This is a genomic window from Varunaivibrio sulfuroxidans (assembly GCF_029318635.1).
Classification (GTDB): domain Bacteria; phylum Pseudomonadota; class Alphaproteobacteria; order Rhodospirillales; family Magnetovibrionaceae; genus Varunaivibrio; species Varunaivibrio sulfuroxidans.
This window is the reverse complement of the sequence record NZ_CP119676.1, coordinates 2,041,505-2,056,820: the sequence shown is the minus strand read 5'-3', so window position 1 is coordinate 2,056,820 and position 15,316 is coordinate 2,041,505. Positions and strand designations below refer to the sequence as shown.

Here is a 15,316-nt window from a genome sequence, read left to right as displayed (position 1 = left end):
ATCATACTGCCCCTTTATTTTCCTGGATAATATTGGGGTTGTCCCTAATTTTCCTTAGACATTCTAAAAAGAACCCTCTCAAGGGTTGCGATATCGGGCCATTTTCGTCATCTTCCGACACAATTGGGAAACGCCCTCGGGGACCGGGAGCTTGGAGTAAAATGTGACCATGCGCGGATACTTCGCCATTGGAGCCGAGCGCATCAACAAGGCGATGAACGTCGGCGCGATTTTTCGCACCGCCCACGCCTTCGGCGCCAGTTTCGTGTTCACCGTCGCGGGCGATTACGCCCGGCCTCGAATGAAACGCGCCGACACCTCCGACGCCGCCGGCCATGTACCCTACTACGCCTTTCCCGATCTCGACCACATGATTCTGCCCGCGGGGTGCACCTTGGTCGGTATCGAACTGACCGACGACGCCGTCGATTTGCCCAGCTTCACCCATCCGGGGCGGGCCGCCTATGTCCTCGGTCCCGAGCGGGGATCGCTGTCGCCTGAAATGACCGCCCGCTGCGCGCACATTATCAAAATTCCAACCCGGTTTTGCATCAACGTCTCGCTCGCCGCGGCGATCGTGATGTACGACCGCACGATCGCCCTGGGCCGCTTCGCCCCCCGACCGATGCGCCCCGGCGGCCCGACCGAGGATCTGCCCGAACACGTCCACGGCGGCCCGATTTTCCGCACCCGGGCCGAGCCCTTCCGCGAAGCCGCCCCGACCGGCCCCGGCTTCGACGACCCGTCGCTGGAGAAGACGTAAAGATCACCGCGGGTAGGTAAGGCCAAGTATCATCCCGACAAGTACAAGAAGTATCATCCCGACAAGTAGGAGAAAAAAGATTATATTCCGCCCGAAGGCTATCCACCCGTTGGCGTAGATCTGTCGTGCGGCCTGGCTTTTCATGTAATTTTTCCGTTCCCAAAGAAGGATCATGACGATGGTGGCGGTCAGGCCCCACCAAGGATGCGCCGAAACGCGTGCGCTTAACCCAGCGATCCCCCGGTCCTGTACGACCGGCGCCAATAACGACACGAAAAACAGCATCGACCCGGCCCAACAAAACCCGCTCGCGCCCATGAGGACGAAATAATTAAAGCCGGGCGGGTTGCTTGAACCGACAAGCTTCCGACTCACCGCCCCAAATCCTTTTTCGAAGAACCACGAAAACCCGGCATATAAAAATATACAAACGAAAGCGATGACGATTCCGGCGACGCGCAATTCCCATTCAGCCTTATTGAAGACGCGGTATGCCGAGGAAAGACTAAGCATGGTGGGGTATGGCACAAGCATAATCAAAACGCCCAAAAACTTCGCAATGGCGTAGCCAAAAAAGGCGCTCGCGGGCCCGGCGATATTCAAGGCGCCGCCAAACCGGCTATAAAGACCGTTTCCCTTAAGGTCGTCCGGCAAAAGGACAAGCGGGGCGATAAAAAGCAGGATAAGGCGCCCCAACTTTGTTTCGAGCAGCCACCTGCGCGTCGCCACGCGGGCTTTTTTGATGTTCACTCCCACCCTCAATCCCTCCTCGTTGCCGTTATCGCATTACAACAACGCGCTAAAAGCATCACCCGCCGGGCGGATCACGCCGACGCGTTTGCCGGCGACATTTAACCACGGGCATTCCAGGTCCTCCTTGAGGGCGTCGCGGGCGGGACCGTCGAGCAGGCCCAAGGCGTTAAGAAGGTTCGCCGCAACCATTTCCGAGGCCCGTTTGTCGCCATCGTCGATTTTAAGAGCGATCCCCAGGCCCGCCTCGGGGGCGATCATGGCGTAGACGCCCTCGGCCCCGCTTTTCAGCAACACCCGCCCGCGTGTGGCGATCATGGCGCGGGTATCGAAGCGGCCCCGACCGCCGACCAGATCGGGATGGCTGGCCATCGCTTTGCACACCCGCCGACAAGCGTCGATGCGTTCGGCGGCGAAGACCTGATTCTGGGGCTTGATTCGGGGTTGGGCAAGACGCGCCAGGGCGGCGGCGAACGCGACGAGGGGAAGGGCGAAGGTCGGGATGCCGCAACCGTCCGTCGCGCAAACATGGGGCGTGAGGCGCGCTCCGCTCATCTCCTCGATCACCGCGCGCACCCTTCGCTGCACCGGGTGGTCGGCCTCGATGTAGCCCCGGGTCGGCCCCCCCAAGTGTTTCGCCAGGGTCAAAAAACCGCTGTGCTTACCCGAACACATATGGTGAAAGGCATTGGGAACGCCCCCGCTCGTGCACAGCGCACGCGCCGTATCGGTGTCGTAAGGCTCCATCACGCCGCATTCCAGATCGCCCACCCCGAGGTCGAGGCGCTCCAACCAAGCGCGCACCGCCGCGACATGGACCGCCTCGCCACTATGAGAGGCGCAGGCCAGCGCGATTTCCCGTGGACGCAGGGCGAAGGCGTCGGCCGCCCCGCTTTCGACCAACGCCAGCGCCTGTAACGGTTTGGCCGCCGAACGGGGAAACACCGGACGGTGGATGTCGCCCCGACCGGCGACCGTGCGGCCATCCGCGCCAACCACCGCGAACGCTCCGCGATAAATATTTTCGACAACCTCGCCGCGCTCGGCTTCGATTAAAATCGGGTTCGCGGACAAAATCGGAATTTCGGGAACAGCGGCCTTATCGGCGTTCATGTCTTAACCTTTCGCTCTTTGGAACTGTCGGCGCACTCCCTCGCGATTGGGGTGGAACCGACGATGCCTTGCTTTATCGTCATCGCCGGGCCGCCGCAAGAGGACATTGGCGAACACCGAGAGCCGAGAACCAAGGCGACGCCCTCCCAACGTCGCCCGGAATGCGGGTTTTGATCCGTTTTTCATCTTTGCCAAATGGTGACAATCGGAGTATACGGATGCATCATGATGGATCATCGCATTAATCTGGTCGGCCTTTCGCGTGAGGAAATGGTTGCGACCTTCGCCAGCATCGGTGAAAAGCCGTTTCGCGCCAACCAAGTTTGGCACTGGATCTATCATCGCGGCCAGACCGATTTCGCCAAGATGACGACCCTGTCGAAGTCACTACGCGACAACCTCAAGGAAACCTGCGTCGTCGGCCGCCCCCAGGTGGCGCGCGCCTTGGTCTCCGAAGACGCCTCGCGCAAATGGTTGGTGCGCTTTGACGACGGCAACGAAGTCGAAACCGTGCTCATTCCCGAGACCGACCGCGGCGCTTTATGCGTCTCTTCGCAGGTCGGCTGCACCCTCAATTGTGCGTTCTGCCACACCGGGACCCAACTGCGGGTGCGCGACCTGACGGCGGCGGAGATCGTCGGCCAGGTCATGCTGGCGCGGGACCAACGTGGGGAATGGCCCTCCGGTGTCGATGGACGGCAGATCACCAACATCGTGATGATGGGCATGGGCGAGCCGTTGATGAACTACGACAATGTCGCCAAGGCGCTGCGTATTCTCACCGACGGCGAAGGCATCGCCATTTCCAAGCGCCGGATCACGCTGTCCACTTCGGGGGTGGTCCCCCTGATGGGCCGATTGGGCCGTGAACTGGACGTCGATCTGGCGGTCAGCCTGCACGCCCCCAGGGACGAGGTCCGCGACATCCTGGTGCCGATCAACCGCAAGTATCCGATCGACCAGTTGCTCAAGGCGTGCCGCGATTATCCCGGTGCGTCCAACGCCCGGCGCATCACCATGGAGTACGTGATGATCAAGGACGTCAACGATTCCGATGCCGATGCTCGCGAACTGGCGCGCCTAATGCGCATGTACGCGGTGCCCGCTAAATTCAATCTGATCCCCTTCAACCCTTGGCCGGGGACGGATTACGAATGTTCATCCAACAACCGGGTCCGCAAATTTTCACAGATCCTCAATGATGAGGGCTTTTCCGCCCCGATCCGCCAGCCGCGCGGACGCGACATCATGGCCGCCTGCGGACAATTGAAATCGGCCAGCGAGCACGCCCGAAAACGCGAAAACGCCAGAACCGTCAACGCCGCCTGACGACGGCGCGCATTTCACGACCGCCTCGCGCGCAAGGGCCCGGACGCGGCGCGCCCGAAGGCGGGGCTTTCCTTTTTGTCGGCGTGTTCTAAAATAACCCCGAAAGAAAAAGGGGCGCCCTCGAAAACGATCTGGAGGGCGTCCAAGGAATGTCCAGAGGAACGCCGCATGGCCCGGCCCCGCAAATTTGATCCCGACGATCTTCTCGAGCACGCGACCCAGGCCTTTTGGGCCAAAGGGTACAAGGGCACCTCGATCCAGGATTTGGTTGACGCCACCGGGGTCAATCGGGGCAGCCTATACAACACCTTCGGCGATAAGGCCGGCCTGTTCGCCGCGGTGATGGAGCGCTATGCCGAACGTTCGGCGGCGCAGGGCCTGATCGAGACCGCCCGCGACGGCCCCCCGCGTAAAACCATCCGCCTGTTCTTCAAGAACCTTTACAAACGCGCCAAACACGACGCCCTCAACCGCGGCTGCCTGATGACCAACACCGCCGCCGAATTGGCCAATCGGGACGAACACATTGCCTGGTGGATGCGTGACAACCTGGGCGCGCTGGAGGATGCGTTCACCCTAATCATTCGACGCGGCCAGAAAAAAGGCGAGATCAACCCCGATAAAAAAGCCCGCCCCCTGGCGCGCTTCCTGGTCGGCGTGACCCAAGGTATCTTGGTCGTCGCAAAGGCCAACCCCGACCCCGAGATCATCCGCGATATCGTCAAGAATGCGCTGGACAGTCTGGATTGAGAACCTCGTGGTTTGCGTTTAACGTTTGAGTCCGACGCCATTGGGCACGAATGTGTGAAAAAATCAAACTGCAACAAAAAGATAGATAGTGGTCGGCCCGATGGTTCGCGGGAGCGAAACGTCGGAGTCGATCCACTAGGTTCCCCCGAGCGCTTCTTTTAAATCGTCACAAAAAAACCCCGCTTTTATGATCATATATTTTTTATGATCATATATTTTTGAACGACCATTCAATATTTTTATTATTGAGTATTTGACGGCGGGACGGCGGTTCTGCTTTACTGGCGATGCAATTTTAAACCGATCATTCAAAAAAATCGGTGCGGTGGCCACGCGCCGCGTGTCTATGTACCGCGAACCTCCGACCGGCGCGGCGAAATTGGGCTAAAATCGACCCGAGGAAAATAAGGCGCCGACCTACCCCCCCCGCCCCGAAGGGCCGTTTTTCGGTGATAAGGATTTCCACCATGCACGATCATTCCTTCACTTTGCACACCATCGACACCGCCCCCGAGGGATCGCGCGCGGTTATGACCGAGCGGCGAAGCAAAAATGGTTTCGTGCCCAATTTGCTGGCGGCGATGGCTCTTTCGCCGCGCACCATCACCGCCTACGATGAGGCCTGCCGCCAGCTCGAAAGCAGCGCCTTCAGTGGTGCGGAACAACATTTGATTTGCCTGACCGTCAGTTGCGCCGATCAAAGCCCTTACGGCGTCGCCGCCCACAGCCAGGCCGCGCGGGCGGCGGGACTTTCCCCCGAAATCATCGCGGCGGTACGCGAAGACCGCCCCATATTGGACCCCAAGCTGGCGGTGATCCGCGACTTTACCGCTAAGATGGTGCGCAACCGCGGGCGCGTGTCGCGCGATGACGTCAACGATTTTATCGTCGCCGGACATACGCGCGATCAGGTTCTCGATATCGCCCTCGCGATTGCGACGCAGACGTTGGGCGATTATGTCGAACACCTGACCGCGCCGCCTCTCGACGACGCCTTCGCAAGGCGCGCCTGAGATCCCGTGAGCGGACGCCCTCGGTCCCGACAATAAGACGTTAACGGAGAAACCCATGGCCACCTCCTGCCCAACCCCCGGCGGCGGGCGCGAAATAAATCCCGCAGCGGATGGCGACGCGCCCCAGAACGCGCCCCAGAACGCGCCCCAGGGAAAAACCATTCTCGTTTTTGCCGACCCGATGTGTTCGTGGTGCTGGGGATTCGCTCCGGTTCTCGAAGAAATCGCCGACGCCGCCAAAGGGACGGCGCACCTGGAACTGGTAATGGGCGGTCTGCGTACCGGCGCCCGCGAACCTTGGAACGCCGGGATGCGCGACGACATCGCCGGACATTGGCGACACGTCCATAAGCAAACCGGCCAGCCGTTCGACTTCTCCCGTTTCGACGATCACGGTTTCGTTTACGATACTCTGCCCGCCTGCCGCGCCGTCGTGGCGACGCGCGCCGGCGCGCCCGGGCATACGCCGGAACGGGAAATCGCCTACCTCACCGCCGTCCAAAAGGCCTTCTACGCCGGTGGACGCGACGTCACGAAGAATATCGTCCTCGCCGATATCGCCGAACAAGAAGGCTATCCCCGGGACGCATTTCTGGCTTTGCTAGAGAACCCACAAACCCTTCGACGCACGACACACGATTTCGAAAAAACCCGCACATACGGTGTCGGCGGCTTTCCCGCAGTGCTGTGCGTGGAAAATGGGCAATATGGTTTTTTGACCTTGGGCTATCGCCCGTTCGCGGCCCTGGCCCCGTTGCTCGACGAATGGCTGGCGGCGTAAAGCCCGCATTCGAGCGGCGGCGAGCCCGCCCTCACCAACCGTTACAACGCCGCCAACGGGCGATAATTTCATCCCCTCCATCGACGACGTGATAAGCCTCGTAGGCCGCGCTGGTCATACAAGCGTGGTTGGGCAAAATACGCACCTTGGATCCGATTTCCAAGGTCAGCGGCGTACCCGAAGGAGAGGTCACCCGGCCATGCTCCTGACTCACCGCGCTTATCCGCAAATCGCCGATCGGGCGGCACGTCAAGGGATCGCACACCAGCCCATATCCCGGATCGTCATCGAGAACGGCCCCCGAGCGATCCTTCGACAGGGCGAGGCCACCGGCGTCGATCAACGCCATATTGTCGCCTTCACGACGACCGATGACGCTGGCGAGCACGGAAACCGCAAGGTCGTCGATCCGGCTGGTCCCGATGGCCGCCTGAAACAGGTCCGAGAACATATAAACGCCGGGACGGATTTCGGTAACCCCGCTCAAGTCGCGGGCGAAGGTTGCCGTCGGCGTTGAGCCGACGCTGACGATCGAACAGGAAAATCCCGCCTCGCGCAATCGATCGGCGGCGTCCACCGCGGCCCGGCGCTCGATCTCGGCGACCTCGGCCATGCTTTCGGGGGTGCGGCAATCGTAAGACTGCCCGGCGTGGGTCATCACGCCGCAAATTTTCGCCTTGCCGCCGTCCTCGACGGCGGCGGCGATCTCAAGCAGCGCCGCATCGCCGTCCGCCACACCACCCCGGTGATCTCCGCAATCAATCTCGATGAGCACTTGAAAGGGCGATCCGTGCGCCGCGATGGCGCGCGCGCCTTGCACCGTGTCGGTGACGATTTTCAGATCCAGCCCCCAGGACATCATGCCCGCCGCCTGATCGAGCTTGCCGGGCGCGATGGCGACGGCGTACAGAATATCGTTAAAGCCGTGGCCGCGAAAATAATCCGCTTCACGCAGGGTCGATACCGTAACCGGCCCCGTCCCATCCGCATCGCCGACGTCGCACCCCAAGGCGATGCGCCCGATTTCGGGAGACTTGGCGGTTTTCATATGAGGACGCAACGTCACCCCCAGGCGTCCTGCGCGATCGCGCATCAGCGCCGCGTTGGACAGAAGGCGTCGCCGGTCAAGGATCAACGCCGGGGTGATCAACCCTTCGATATCCATGTTCCCCCCCTATGGATGGGCGCACGTCGTATTTGGACACGTGCGCCCCCTTGCCCTGCTTGACAATTGCCCTATACTGCGCGCGATTTGCCGCGATTTGTAAAGCCTTCATTTCATTCCTCGCGGCTTCAGCCCCAATCAACAAGGGACGTTACCGATGAGCGCAGACATTAAAAGCGCAGACATTAAAAAAGTGGTTCTCGCCTATTCCGGCGGATTGGACACCTCGATCATTTTGAAATGGTTGCGCGATACCTACCGCTGTGAGGTCGTCACCTTCACCGCCGATCTGGGCCAGGGCGAGGAGTTGGAGCCGGCACGCAAGAAGGCCGAAATGATGGGGATCAAGCAGATCTTCATCGAGGACCTGCGCGAGGAATTCGTCCGCGATTACGTCTTCCCGATGTTCCGCGCCAACGCCCTTTACGAAGGCGCCTACCTCTTGGGCACGTCGATCGCGCGACCGTTGATCGCCAAGCGCCAGATCGAAATCGCCCGCGAAGTGGGCGCCGACGCGGTCGCGCACGGGGCCACCGGCAAGGGTAACGACCAGGTCCGCTTCGAGCTCGGCTATTACGCCAACAACCCCGATATCAAGATTATCGCGCCCTGGCGCGAATGGGATCTGACCTCACGCAGCCGCCTGATCGAATACGCCGAAAAGAACCAAATTCCGGTGCCCAAGGACAAGCGCGGCGAAGCGCCGTTCTCCCAGGACGCCAATCTTTTGCACATCTCCTCGGAAGGTAAGGTCCTTGAGGACCCCTGGGCCGAACCCGATTACGACCTGATCCTGTCGCGCATGGTGACCCCGATGGCGGCCCCTGACACGCCCACCGAAATCACCATCGACTTCGACAAGGGCGATCCCGTCGCCGTCAACGGCGAGGCTCTTTCCCCGGCGACCCTTCTCGCCAAACTAAACGCCCTGGGTGGGGCCAACGGCATCGGCTGCATCGATATCGTCGAGAACCGCTTCGTCGGCATGAAGTCGCGCGGCGTTTATGAAACGCCGGGCGGCACCGTCTTGCAGCACGCCCGTCGGGCGATCGAATCGATCACCCTGGACCGCGGCGCGGCGCACCAAAAAGACGCCCTGATGCCGCAATACGCCGAAATGGTCTATAACGGGTTCTGGTTCGCCCCCGAGCGCGAGATGCTGCAAGCGGCGATCGATGCGGCGTCCGCGCCGGTTTGCGGCACCGTGCGCATGAAATTGTACAAGGGCAACGTCATCATCACCGGACGCAAGTCGCCCAATTCGATCTATAACGAAGCGGTGGTGACATTCGAGGAAGATTCGGTCTACGACCAACACGACGCCGAGGGCTTCATTCGCCTCAACGCGCTCCGGCTGCGTTTGCTGGGCAAGGTGCGCAAAGGCGCTTAGACTTCCCGCATCGGCGCGCGGACGCCTCGACGACCCGCCCCTTGGCGGCACAAGGGCGGTGGCGGCGAAGAAAAACGAAACATCCCCGCGCAATTTTACGCGGTACACGATCGTGTTGCGGGATCGTGTTGCGGGGTCGTATTGCGGGGCCGAAGTCACCCGGCCTGCGCGAAACTCGCCCGCCTTGGCGCCGGCGAGGGGCCGCCACCGCCCTGAATCTGATGAAAGCCCTCGATAACGTCCTGGACGGCGCAATCGTCGGCGTATATGCAGTTTTTGTTTTTATTTTTATCGCAGGGACAGCCTACCAACGCCTTCAAGCTCGAATTCGCAAGGGCTGTATTTCCCTGTTCCATATGAAGCAACGCATTTTGTAAAATACTGCCACACGCAAGCGCTTTCGCCATGACCACCACCTTTCCGATCTCTTTTCGAGACGACGCCATCGCTCGGCGGACCGGTTTTTGTTCATTGACACGGTAGACTCCCATATAAGCGCCTTTTTCCATGTTTCACCCCTTTATGGCGTTTTTTCTGTTTTTCTCTCCCCGGCGATGGGGCGGCGGTGGCCGGGACACCCGCGACCGTATTGACTTAACGGCGTCAATCGTGGTCGCCTGAACTTCATGCCCGCAAATCGAAAAACCGAAATGAAACCTCCCCCACCCAATCCACGACGGGTTATCGCCACCGCCGCTGCCCTGGTCTTAGCGGGGGCGATCGCCGGATATTTTTGGGGAACGTCATCGCCGCGCCAGACCCTGGCGGATGTCCGCAAGAATATTGATTACGACTTGAACGCGGTCCGCGAAAACGGCGTCGTTCCCCCCCACCGCTTCTTGGTCAGCCTACGGGCCGATCTTTCCAAAGTTTCCGACCTCCAGGCGCGTAAGGATATGTTTATTCGTATCTTGCTGCCGCACATCATCATGGAAAATCGGCGACTCCGCGCAAAGCGCGCCGCATTGGAGAAAAAAGCCCACGCCGGAGACGCCGACGCCCGAAAGGCCCTTGATCGGGTGGATATCATCCCGACATCCCTCGCCCTCGCCCAGGGGGCCATCGAATCGGCATGGGGAACCTCGCGGTTCACGCGCGAGGGCAATGCCTTTTTTGGTCAACGCACCTACGACGACCGTCAATCGGGAATCGTCCCCGACGGCGGCGACGGATCGTTCAAGGTCCGCACCTTCCCCACCATCGCCGCCGCGGTGCGCGCCTATATGGCGAACCTCAATTCCAATCCGGCCTACGCCGATTTTCGCGCCCGGCGCAGCGCCTTGCGCGCGCGCGGCGCGGCGATCACCGGCCTCGCCCTGGCCGAACATCTGGAACCCTATTCCGAACGCAAGAGGGCTTATATCGAGTCCGTTCGCCAAGTCATCAGGCACAATAATCTGTCGGATTTCAACGCCGTGCGCCTACGCGATTTTCCCCGCCCGTAACCCCGGCATCGTTTCGGATCCGCCATCCTCCCCGGTTCCGCCGCGACGGAATGGCTTGCGCAAAAGGGAGCGCTTCGGGATAATTCCGCTCACGAAATGGGATACTGGGCGAAAGGGGCGCGCGTGGTTAACGTATTATTTGTCTGTCTTGGTAATATTTGCCGTTCGCCGACGGCGGAAGGCGTGTTTCGTCATCTGGTGCGCGAAGAGGGACTGGAGGCGCAAATTCATGTCGATTCGGCAGGCACGCACGCCTACCATATCGGCGAGGCCCCCGACCCGCGGGCGCAGGACGAGGCGAAAAGGCGCGGCATCAACATCTCCGCCCTGCGCGGTCGCCAGGCGACCACCGAGGATTTCGAGCGTTTCGATTACGTTCTCGCCATGGACCGCGAGAACCACCGCAATCTGCAAGCCATATGCCCGCCGCGGATGGCCGAAAAACTGTCCATGTTCCTCGATTTCGCCCCCCATATAGGGGTGCGCGAAGTGCCCGACCCCTACTATCACGGTGGCTTCGACGGCGTGTACGACATGATTGAGGCGGCGGCGCGCGGCCTGCTCGACGACATCCGTAAGAAACACCTGTAGCGGTCGCAGACAATGGAACAAGCCGTTCTCGCCCGCATCGCCGCCGCCGCCCAAAGCGCGGTGGTCGACGCCGCGCCGCTCGGCGGGGGCTGCGTCGGCGATGTCTATCGCGTCACCCTGGCCGACGGGCGCGCCATTGTCGCCAAGGTCGGCGACCCACAAAGCGGCGTGGACATCGAGGGGGCGATGCTTTCGGATTTGCGCCGGCGCAGCCGCCTACCGCTGCCCGATGTCCTGTTCCGTGAACCCGGTCTTTTGCTTGAAACGCTGCTGCCCTCGGGCGGGGCGCTGGGCGCGGCGGCGCAACGCCATGCCGCGGATTTGATCGCCGATCTTCACGGCGTAACCTCGGCGCAAGGCTTCGGCTATTTCTACGACACCGTGATCGGGGGCCTCCCCCAACCCAACCCGTGGACTCCCCGATGGATCGATTTTTTTCGCAGCCACCGTTTGGTACACATGGCGGACGAGGCCCATCGGGCGGACCGCCTACCGCAAGAGATTTGGTTGCGCGTACGTCGCCTCGCCGACCACCTGGAGCGCTGGCTCGACGCGCCCGAGGCGCCGGCGTTAATCCATGGCGATTTGTGGACGGGCAATATTCTGGTTCACCAAAACCGCATCAGCGGCTTCATCGACCCCGCGATTTCTTTTTCCGACCGGGAGATCGAACTGGCTTTCACCACCCTGTTCGCCACCTTCGGGCATGATTTTTTCAACCGCTACAACGAAATACGCCCTATTCGACCCGGTTTTTTCGAGTGCCGCCGGGACATTTATAACCTTTACCCCCTTTTGGTCCACGTCCGCCTATTCGGCGGATCGTACGTCCGTTCGGTGGACACCACCTTGCGCCGCTTCGGCCATTAGAATCGGAAAAAGCATGCTCTCCTTCCCCATCGATCTGGTCATCTTCGACTGCGACGGCGTCCTGGTGGATTCCGAATTGATCGCCAGCCACGTCCTTTCGGCATACTTGAAGACGTTGGGGCTGACCATTAGTCCGGCCCAATGCCGGGCGCGCTTCACCGGCATTTCCTTGCCCGCCGTTCAGGCGCACATTCAACGCGAAGACGCCGTCGCCTTGCCCCCCGACTTCGAGCAGGAGGTCCGCCGCCGTGACCTGCTGGCCTTCGAGCGGGACCTAAAGGCCATGCCCGGCATCGGCAAGGCCCTGAAGAAATGCCCCTTCGCCAAGTGCGTCGCCTCCAGTGGATCGTCGGAAAAAATCCGCCATTCGCTGACCCTGACCCATTTGATCGATTATTTCGATGGCCATCTGTTCAGCGCCGGACAAGTCGCCCACGGCAAACCCGCCCCCGATCTTTTTCTGTTCGCCGCCGAAACGATGGCCGCCGATCCCACCCACACGGTGGTTATCGAGGACAGCCTCGCCGGGGTCCAGGCCGGGGTCGGCGCGGGCATGCGCGTATTGGGCTTCATCGGCGGCGGGCACATCGCTCCCGGTCATGACGCCCGGCTGCGGGACGCCGGGGCGCTTGACGTTTTTGCCGATATGACGCGCCTCAACGCCTTGCTCGCACGTCTCGACGGCGATCAGGGCGCGGCGCCGTCCAGCGGATAGCTTCGCAGCGCCACGTAGCGAACACCGTCTTCGGCCTGATCGCTGCGGTAAAGGGTACAGCGGTCCGCCGCGACGGGGGCGACGCGCACCCGGCCAGCGCGGGCGAGATAGGCTTCGAGGTCCTGCTCACGGACTCGTTTCAGACGGGCCAGCGTCACGTGGGGAAAGAAATCCCGCTCCCGCGCCCCGATCCCCCGGGCCGCCATCAACGCGTCGATCCTTTGCGCCAGCGCCATCAGGTCGGGCCGCGCCTCGACCCCCAGCCACAGGGTGTGGGCCATGTGGCCGTGAGCGGGGATGTTATGTCGAGAAAAAACGCCGACCGCCGTCGGCCTTACGATCAACGGCGGCGCACTAAGCGTCGCCAGGGCGACGTTGATCTCGGCGACGGCGCTTTCATCCACCGCGCCGATGAAACGCAGGGTCAGGTGCAGATTGTCCGACGCCACCCACTTGGCCCCGGGCAATTCCCTACGTAGGGCGTCCAAGCCATCGGGAAGCGGGTGCGGCAATCCGATGGCGACGAAGAGGCGAAACACGGCGTCTCCCTTCATTATTTTCGCGCATATGCCCGCATTATCTTCGCGCATATGCCCGCATACGCGCGCGCGAAGAGACATCAAAGCCGGGGCGAGACTGAACCCGCGATGAACCTGAAATGAATGGGTAATGAACGTCAAGTTCAGGGCCGGTTCACCCGCTATCCTATATCTTGGCGTCAACATGACAACCCCGGACAACACCCGCAAGGAGACCTAAAAATGCGTAAGCCCCTAACCGCTTATCTTTTTATCATCGGTGCGAGCACGGTTTTTTTTCTCGCCATTTCCTACGACAAGGTGCTTTCCGGCGCGATTTGACTCCGTGGGGCGGGCCCCCCCACGGCGAGTCCGCCCCCTATCGCGCCGAAACCGTTCCTGGCTGAATTGAAAATGAACGCCCGGTTCAGGAACGGTTCAAAAGGGGTCTGCTAGACCTGCCGAAGATCATGCGGAGCGCAGGTACGTTTACCGACAAAAGCCCCGCTACACAGGAGAACCCGCCGATGCTCACGCCGACCGCCAACGCCAAGCAAAACACGCAATCGAAAAAGCCCCTCACGGCCTATATCTTCGTGCTGGCGGTCGTCGCATCGTTCTTCGGCGTCGTCTCCTACAATAAGATCGAACGCGGCCCGGATTGGCGCACGGTCGCCCGAAACGAGGTCCAGGCGCAACGGCAAGCCGCGCTGCAAAAGGCCCGCACCGATACCGCTTCGGTCGCATCCGAAGTCAACCGGAAACCGAAACTGTAGTTTTTTCTTCGATACCCTCGGCGCGCACACGCTTTCCCACGCACGACCGGGTGAACCGACATCGGGCTGAAGTTTCCGTCTTATTCTTCGCCCGACCCAGGCGGCGGTTGGTGGGGTCTCCCCTTCCCCTCATGAACCCCACAACCGCCGCCACCCTCCTCTTCTTCGAGATCCCGCAGGCGGCCCGAACTTCAGTATTTCCCAACAAGCCCCCCCCAATAATGCAAACGCGCCGGAGGAAGGTTCCTCCGGCGCGTTTCACTACAAACCCGCATCGGCCACACATCGGAGCAATTTTGTTACGGCGCCGGATTGGGGTTGCTGCGGTGCACCGCTTCGATCTCGTCCAGAACGTCCGCATCGAGCGTAAGTTCGATCGAGGCAATGTTCGAGGCCAACTGCTCCGACGTCGTCGCGCCAATAATGTTGGCTGTCGTGAAAGGCCGTGAATTGACATACGCCAGCGCCATCTGGGCCGGATCAAGGCCGTGCTTACGCGCGATCGCGACATAGGCCTCCGTCGCGGCGACGCCGCGCGGCTGGGTATAGCGGGAATAGTGCGGAAATAGCGTCACCCGCGCACCCTCGGGCGCGGCTCCGTTTAGGTATTTTCCCGACAAAACGCCAAACCCCAACGGCGAATAGGCGAGCAGGCCGCATTGCTCGCGGATCGCCACTTCGGCCAGGCCGACTTCGAAGGACCGGTTGAGCAAGTTATAGGGGTTTTGCACGCTGGCCATCCGCGCCAAACCCAGACGGCCCGACAGCTCCAGGTATTTCATTACCCCCCACGGCGTTTCGTTGGACAGACCGATGGCGCGCACCTTGCCCGCCTTGACCTGATCGTCCAATACCGCCAGGGTTTCCTCAAGCGGCGTGAAGTCGTCATTCCCGTCATGGACGTAATCAAGCTTGCCGAAGAAGTTGGTCTTGCGTTCCGGCCAGTGGAGTTGATAAAGGTCGAGGTAATCGGTCTGCAAGCGCTTCAGGCTGGCGTCAAGCGCCGCTTCGATATGGGTTCGGTTGTGCTTGACCTTGCCGTCGCGCACCCAGTCGAAACCGGGGCCGATGATCTTGCTCGCCAGCACCACCTTGTCGCGCGCGCCGCGATCCTTCAGCCACTGACCGATAATCGTTTCCGTCGCGCCATACGTTTCCCGCGCCGGCGGAATGGAATACATTTCGGCGGTGTCGAAAAAATTGACCCCCTTTTCAAGCGCCATGTCCATTTGCGCAAAGCCGTCTTCGCGGGTGTTTTGTTGGCCCCAGGTCATCGTGCCGAGACAAATACGGCTAACTTCGATGCCGGTGCGCCCGAGCGTCGTATATTTCATGGTGCTGTCCGTT

Annotated in this window: 17 protein-coding genes; 11 read left to right on the top strand and 6 right to left on the bottom strand. The window is 61.0% G+C overall.

From position 1 onward, the window contains the following. The first annotated feature begins 169 nt into the window (after positions 1-169). Entirely contained in the window at positions 170-763 is a 594-nt protein-coding gene (locus P3M64_RS09705; RefSeq protein WP_132937891.1) for an RNA methyltransferase, read from the top strand. A gap of 3 nt (positions 764-766) precedes the next feature. Here P3M64_RS09705 and P3M64_RS09700 read toward each other — a convergent pair whose 3' ends face one another. Continuing rightward, positions 767-1,513, bottom strand: coding sequence for a hypothetical protein (locus P3M64_RS09700; protein WP_132937538.1), 747 nt, complete (start codon positions 1,511-1,513; stop codon positions 767-769). Between the two features lie 36 nt (positions 1,514-1,549). Then, the gene (locus P3M64_RS09695; protein WP_132937539.1) at positions 1,550-2,626 is read right to left on the bottom strand and encodes an asparaginase; all 1,077 of its coding nucleotides are present in this window, start codon (positions 2,624-2,626) and stop codon (positions 1,550-1,552) included. A 225-nt stretch (positions 2,627-2,851) separates the two neighbouring features. On the opposite strand from P3M64_RS09695, the gene rlmN reads away from it, so the two are divergent. The 4 genes from rlmN (at position 2,852) to P3M64_RS09675 (ending at position 6,499) form a co-directional block, all read left to right on the top strand. Continuing rightward, the gene (gene rlmN / locus P3M64_RS09690; RefSeq protein WP_132937540.1) at positions 2,852-3,955 is read left to right on the top strand and encodes a 23S rRNA (adenine(2503)-C(2))-methyltransferase RlmN; all 1,104 of its coding nucleotides are present in this window, start codon (positions 2,852-2,854) and stop codon (positions 3,953-3,955) included. A gap of 168 nt (positions 3,956-4,123) precedes the next feature. Continuing rightward, on the top strand, positions 4,124-4,705 hold the full coding sequence (locus P3M64_RS09685) for a TetR/AcrR family transcriptional regulator (protein WP_132937541.1): 582 nt from the start codon (positions 4,124-4,126) through the stop codon (positions 4,703-4,705). 467 nt (positions 4,706-5,172) lie between these two features. Further along, positions 5,173-5,718, top strand: coding sequence for a carboxymuconolactone decarboxylase family protein (locus P3M64_RS09680; RefSeq protein ID WP_132937542.1), 546 nt, complete (start codon positions 5,173-5,175; stop codon positions 5,716-5,718). A 55-nt stretch (positions 5,719-5,773) separates the two neighbouring features. Further along, entirely contained in the window at positions 5,774-6,499 is a 726-nt protein-coding gene (locus P3M64_RS09675) for a DsbA family protein (protein ID WP_132937543.1), read from the top strand. A 31-nt stretch (positions 6,500-6,530) separates the two neighbouring features. Here P3M64_RS09675 and P3M64_RS09670 read toward each other — a convergent pair whose 3' ends face one another. Beyond that, positions 6,531-7,664, bottom strand: coding sequence for an alanine racemase (locus P3M64_RS09670; protein ID WP_132937544.1), 1,134 nt, complete (start codon positions 7,662-7,664; stop codon positions 6,531-6,533). A 157-nt stretch (positions 7,665-7,821) separates the two neighbouring features. Here P3M64_RS09670 and P3M64_RS09665 point away from each other — a divergent pair, with 157 nt between their 5' ends. Continuing rightward, positions 7,822-9,054: an argininosuccinate synthase gene (locus P3M64_RS09665; protein WP_132937545.1), complete on the top strand. Its 1,233-nt coding sequence runs from the start codon at positions 7,822-7,824 to the stop codon at positions 9,052-9,054. Positions 9,055-9,209: 155 nt separating this feature from the next. Here P3M64_RS09665 and P3M64_RS09660 read toward each other — a convergent pair whose 3' ends face one another. Beyond that, positions 9,210-9,461 (bottom strand): hypothetical protein, encoded by a 252-nt coding sequence (locus P3M64_RS09660; protein WP_132937546.1) that lies wholly within the window; start codon positions 9,459-9,461, stop codon positions 9,210-9,212. A 243-nt stretch (positions 9,462-9,704) separates the two neighbouring features. On the opposite strand from P3M64_RS09660, the gene P3M64_RS09655 reads away from it, so the two are divergent. The 4 genes from P3M64_RS09655 to P3M64_RS09640 all read left to right on the top strand — a co-directional run bounded on the left by P3M64_RS09655 (position 9,705) and on the right by P3M64_RS09640 (position 12,675). Continuing rightward, positions 9,705-10,499 carry a glucosaminidase domain-containing protein gene (locus P3M64_RS09655; protein ID WP_165886188.1) on the top strand — a complete coding sequence of 265 codons (795 nt, stop codon included), beginning with the start codon at positions 9,705-9,707 and terminating at the stop codon, positions 10,497-10,499. A gap of 123 nt (positions 10,500-10,622) precedes the next feature. Next, positions 10,623-11,090, top strand: a complete 468-nt coding sequence (locus P3M64_RS09650; protein ID WP_207893072.1) for a low molecular weight protein-tyrosine-phosphatase — start codon at positions 10,623-10,625, stop codon at positions 11,088-11,090. Positions 11,091-11,102: 12 nt separating this feature from the next. Beyond that, positions 11,103-11,960 (top strand): fructosamine kinase family protein, encoded by an 858-nt coding sequence (locus P3M64_RS09645; RefSeq protein ID WP_132937549.1) that lies wholly within the window; start codon positions 11,103-11,105, stop codon positions 11,958-11,960. A gap of 13 nt (positions 11,961-11,973) precedes the next feature. After that, the gene (locus P3M64_RS09640) at positions 11,974-12,675 is read left to right on the top strand and encodes an HAD family hydrolase (protein ID WP_132937550.1); all 702 of its coding nucleotides are present in this window, start codon (positions 11,974-11,976) and stop codon (positions 12,673-12,675) included. On the opposite strand, the gene thpR is transcribed toward P3M64_RS09640, so the two are convergent. Next, on the bottom strand, positions 12,648-13,214 hold the full coding sequence (thpR, locus tag P3M64_RS09635; RefSeq protein ID WP_165886189.1) for an RNA 2',3'-cyclic phosphodiesterase: 567 nt from the start codon (positions 13,212-13,214) through the stop codon (positions 12,648-12,650). The genes P3M64_RS09640 and thpR overlap by 28 nt on opposite strands. Positions 13,215-13,720: 506 nt before the next feature. On the opposite strand from thpR, the gene P3M64_RS09630 reads away from it, so the two are divergent. Then, positions 13,721-13,969, top strand: coding sequence for a hypothetical protein (locus P3M64_RS09630; RefSeq protein WP_132937552.1), 249 nt, complete (start codon positions 13,721-13,723; stop codon positions 13,967-13,969). A gap of 299 nt (positions 13,970-14,268) precedes the next feature. On the opposite strand, the gene P3M64_RS09625 is transcribed toward P3M64_RS09630, so the two are convergent. Beyond that, positions 14,269-15,303 (bottom strand): NADP(H)-dependent aldo-keto reductase, encoded by a 1,035-nt coding sequence (locus tag P3M64_RS09625; protein WP_132937553.1) that lies wholly within the window; start codon positions 15,301-15,303, stop codon positions 14,269-14,271. Between the last annotated feature and the right edge of the window lie 13 nt (positions 15,304-15,316).

What these genes read in the sequence shown, in the direction of transcription:
- P3M64_RS09705 (WP_132937891.1), top strand. Translation starts at nt 170, where the DNA reads ATGCGCGGATACTTCGCCATTGGAGCCGAGCGCATCAACAAGGCGATG.
- P3M64_RS09695 (WP_132937539.1), bottom strand. Translation starts at nt 2,626, where the DNA reads ATGAACGCCGATAAGGCCGCTGTTCCCGAAATTCCGATTTTGTCCGCG.
- rlmN (WP_132937540.1), top strand. Translation starts at nt 2,852, where the DNA reads ATGATGGATCATCGCATTAATCTGGTCGGCCTTTCGCGTGAGGAAATG.
- P3M64_RS09685 (WP_132937541.1), top strand. Translation starts at nt 4,124, where the DNA reads ATGGCCCGGCCCCGCAAATTTGATCCCGACGATCTTCTCGAGCACGCG.
- P3M64_RS09680 (WP_132937542.1), top strand. Translation starts at nt 5,173, where the DNA reads ATGCACGATCATTCCTTCACTTTGCACACCATCGACACCGCCCCCGAG.
- P3M64_RS09675 (WP_132937543.1), top strand. Translation starts at nt 5,774, where the DNA reads ATGGCCACCTCCTGCCCAACCCCCGGCGGCGGGCGCGAAATAAATCCC.
- P3M64_RS09670 (WP_132937544.1), bottom strand. Translation starts at nt 7,664, where the DNA reads ATGGATATCGAAGGGTTGATCACCCCGGCGTTGATCCTTGACCGGCGA.
- P3M64_RS09665 (WP_132937545.1), top strand. Translation starts at nt 7,822, where the DNA reads ATGAGCGCAGACATTAAAAGCGCAGACATTAAAAAAGTGGTTCTCGCC.
- P3M64_RS09660 (WP_132937546.1), bottom strand. Translation starts at nt 9,461, where the DNA reads ATGGCGAAAGCGCTTGCGTGTGGCAGTATTTTACAAAATGCGTTGCTT.
- P3M64_RS09655 (WP_165886188.1), top strand. Translation starts at nt 9,705, where the DNA reads ATGAAACCTCCCCCACCCAATCCACGACGGGTTATCGCCACCGCCGCT.
- P3M64_RS09645 (WP_132937549.1), top strand. Translation starts at nt 11,103, where the DNA reads ATGGAACAAGCCGTTCTCGCCCGCATCGCCGCCGCCGCCCAAAGCGCG.
- P3M64_RS09640 (WP_132937550.1), top strand. Translation starts at nt 11,974, where the DNA reads ATGCTCTCCTTCCCCATCGATCTGGTCATCTTCGACTGCGACGGCGTC.
- P3M64_RS09630 (WP_132937552.1), top strand. Translation starts at nt 13,721, where the DNA reads ATGCTCACGCCGACCGCCAACGCCAAGCAAAACACGCAATCGAAAAAG.
- P3M64_RS09625 (WP_132937553.1), bottom strand. Translation starts at nt 15,303, where the DNA reads ATGAAATATACGACGCTCGGGCGCACCGGCATCGAAGTTAGCCGTATT.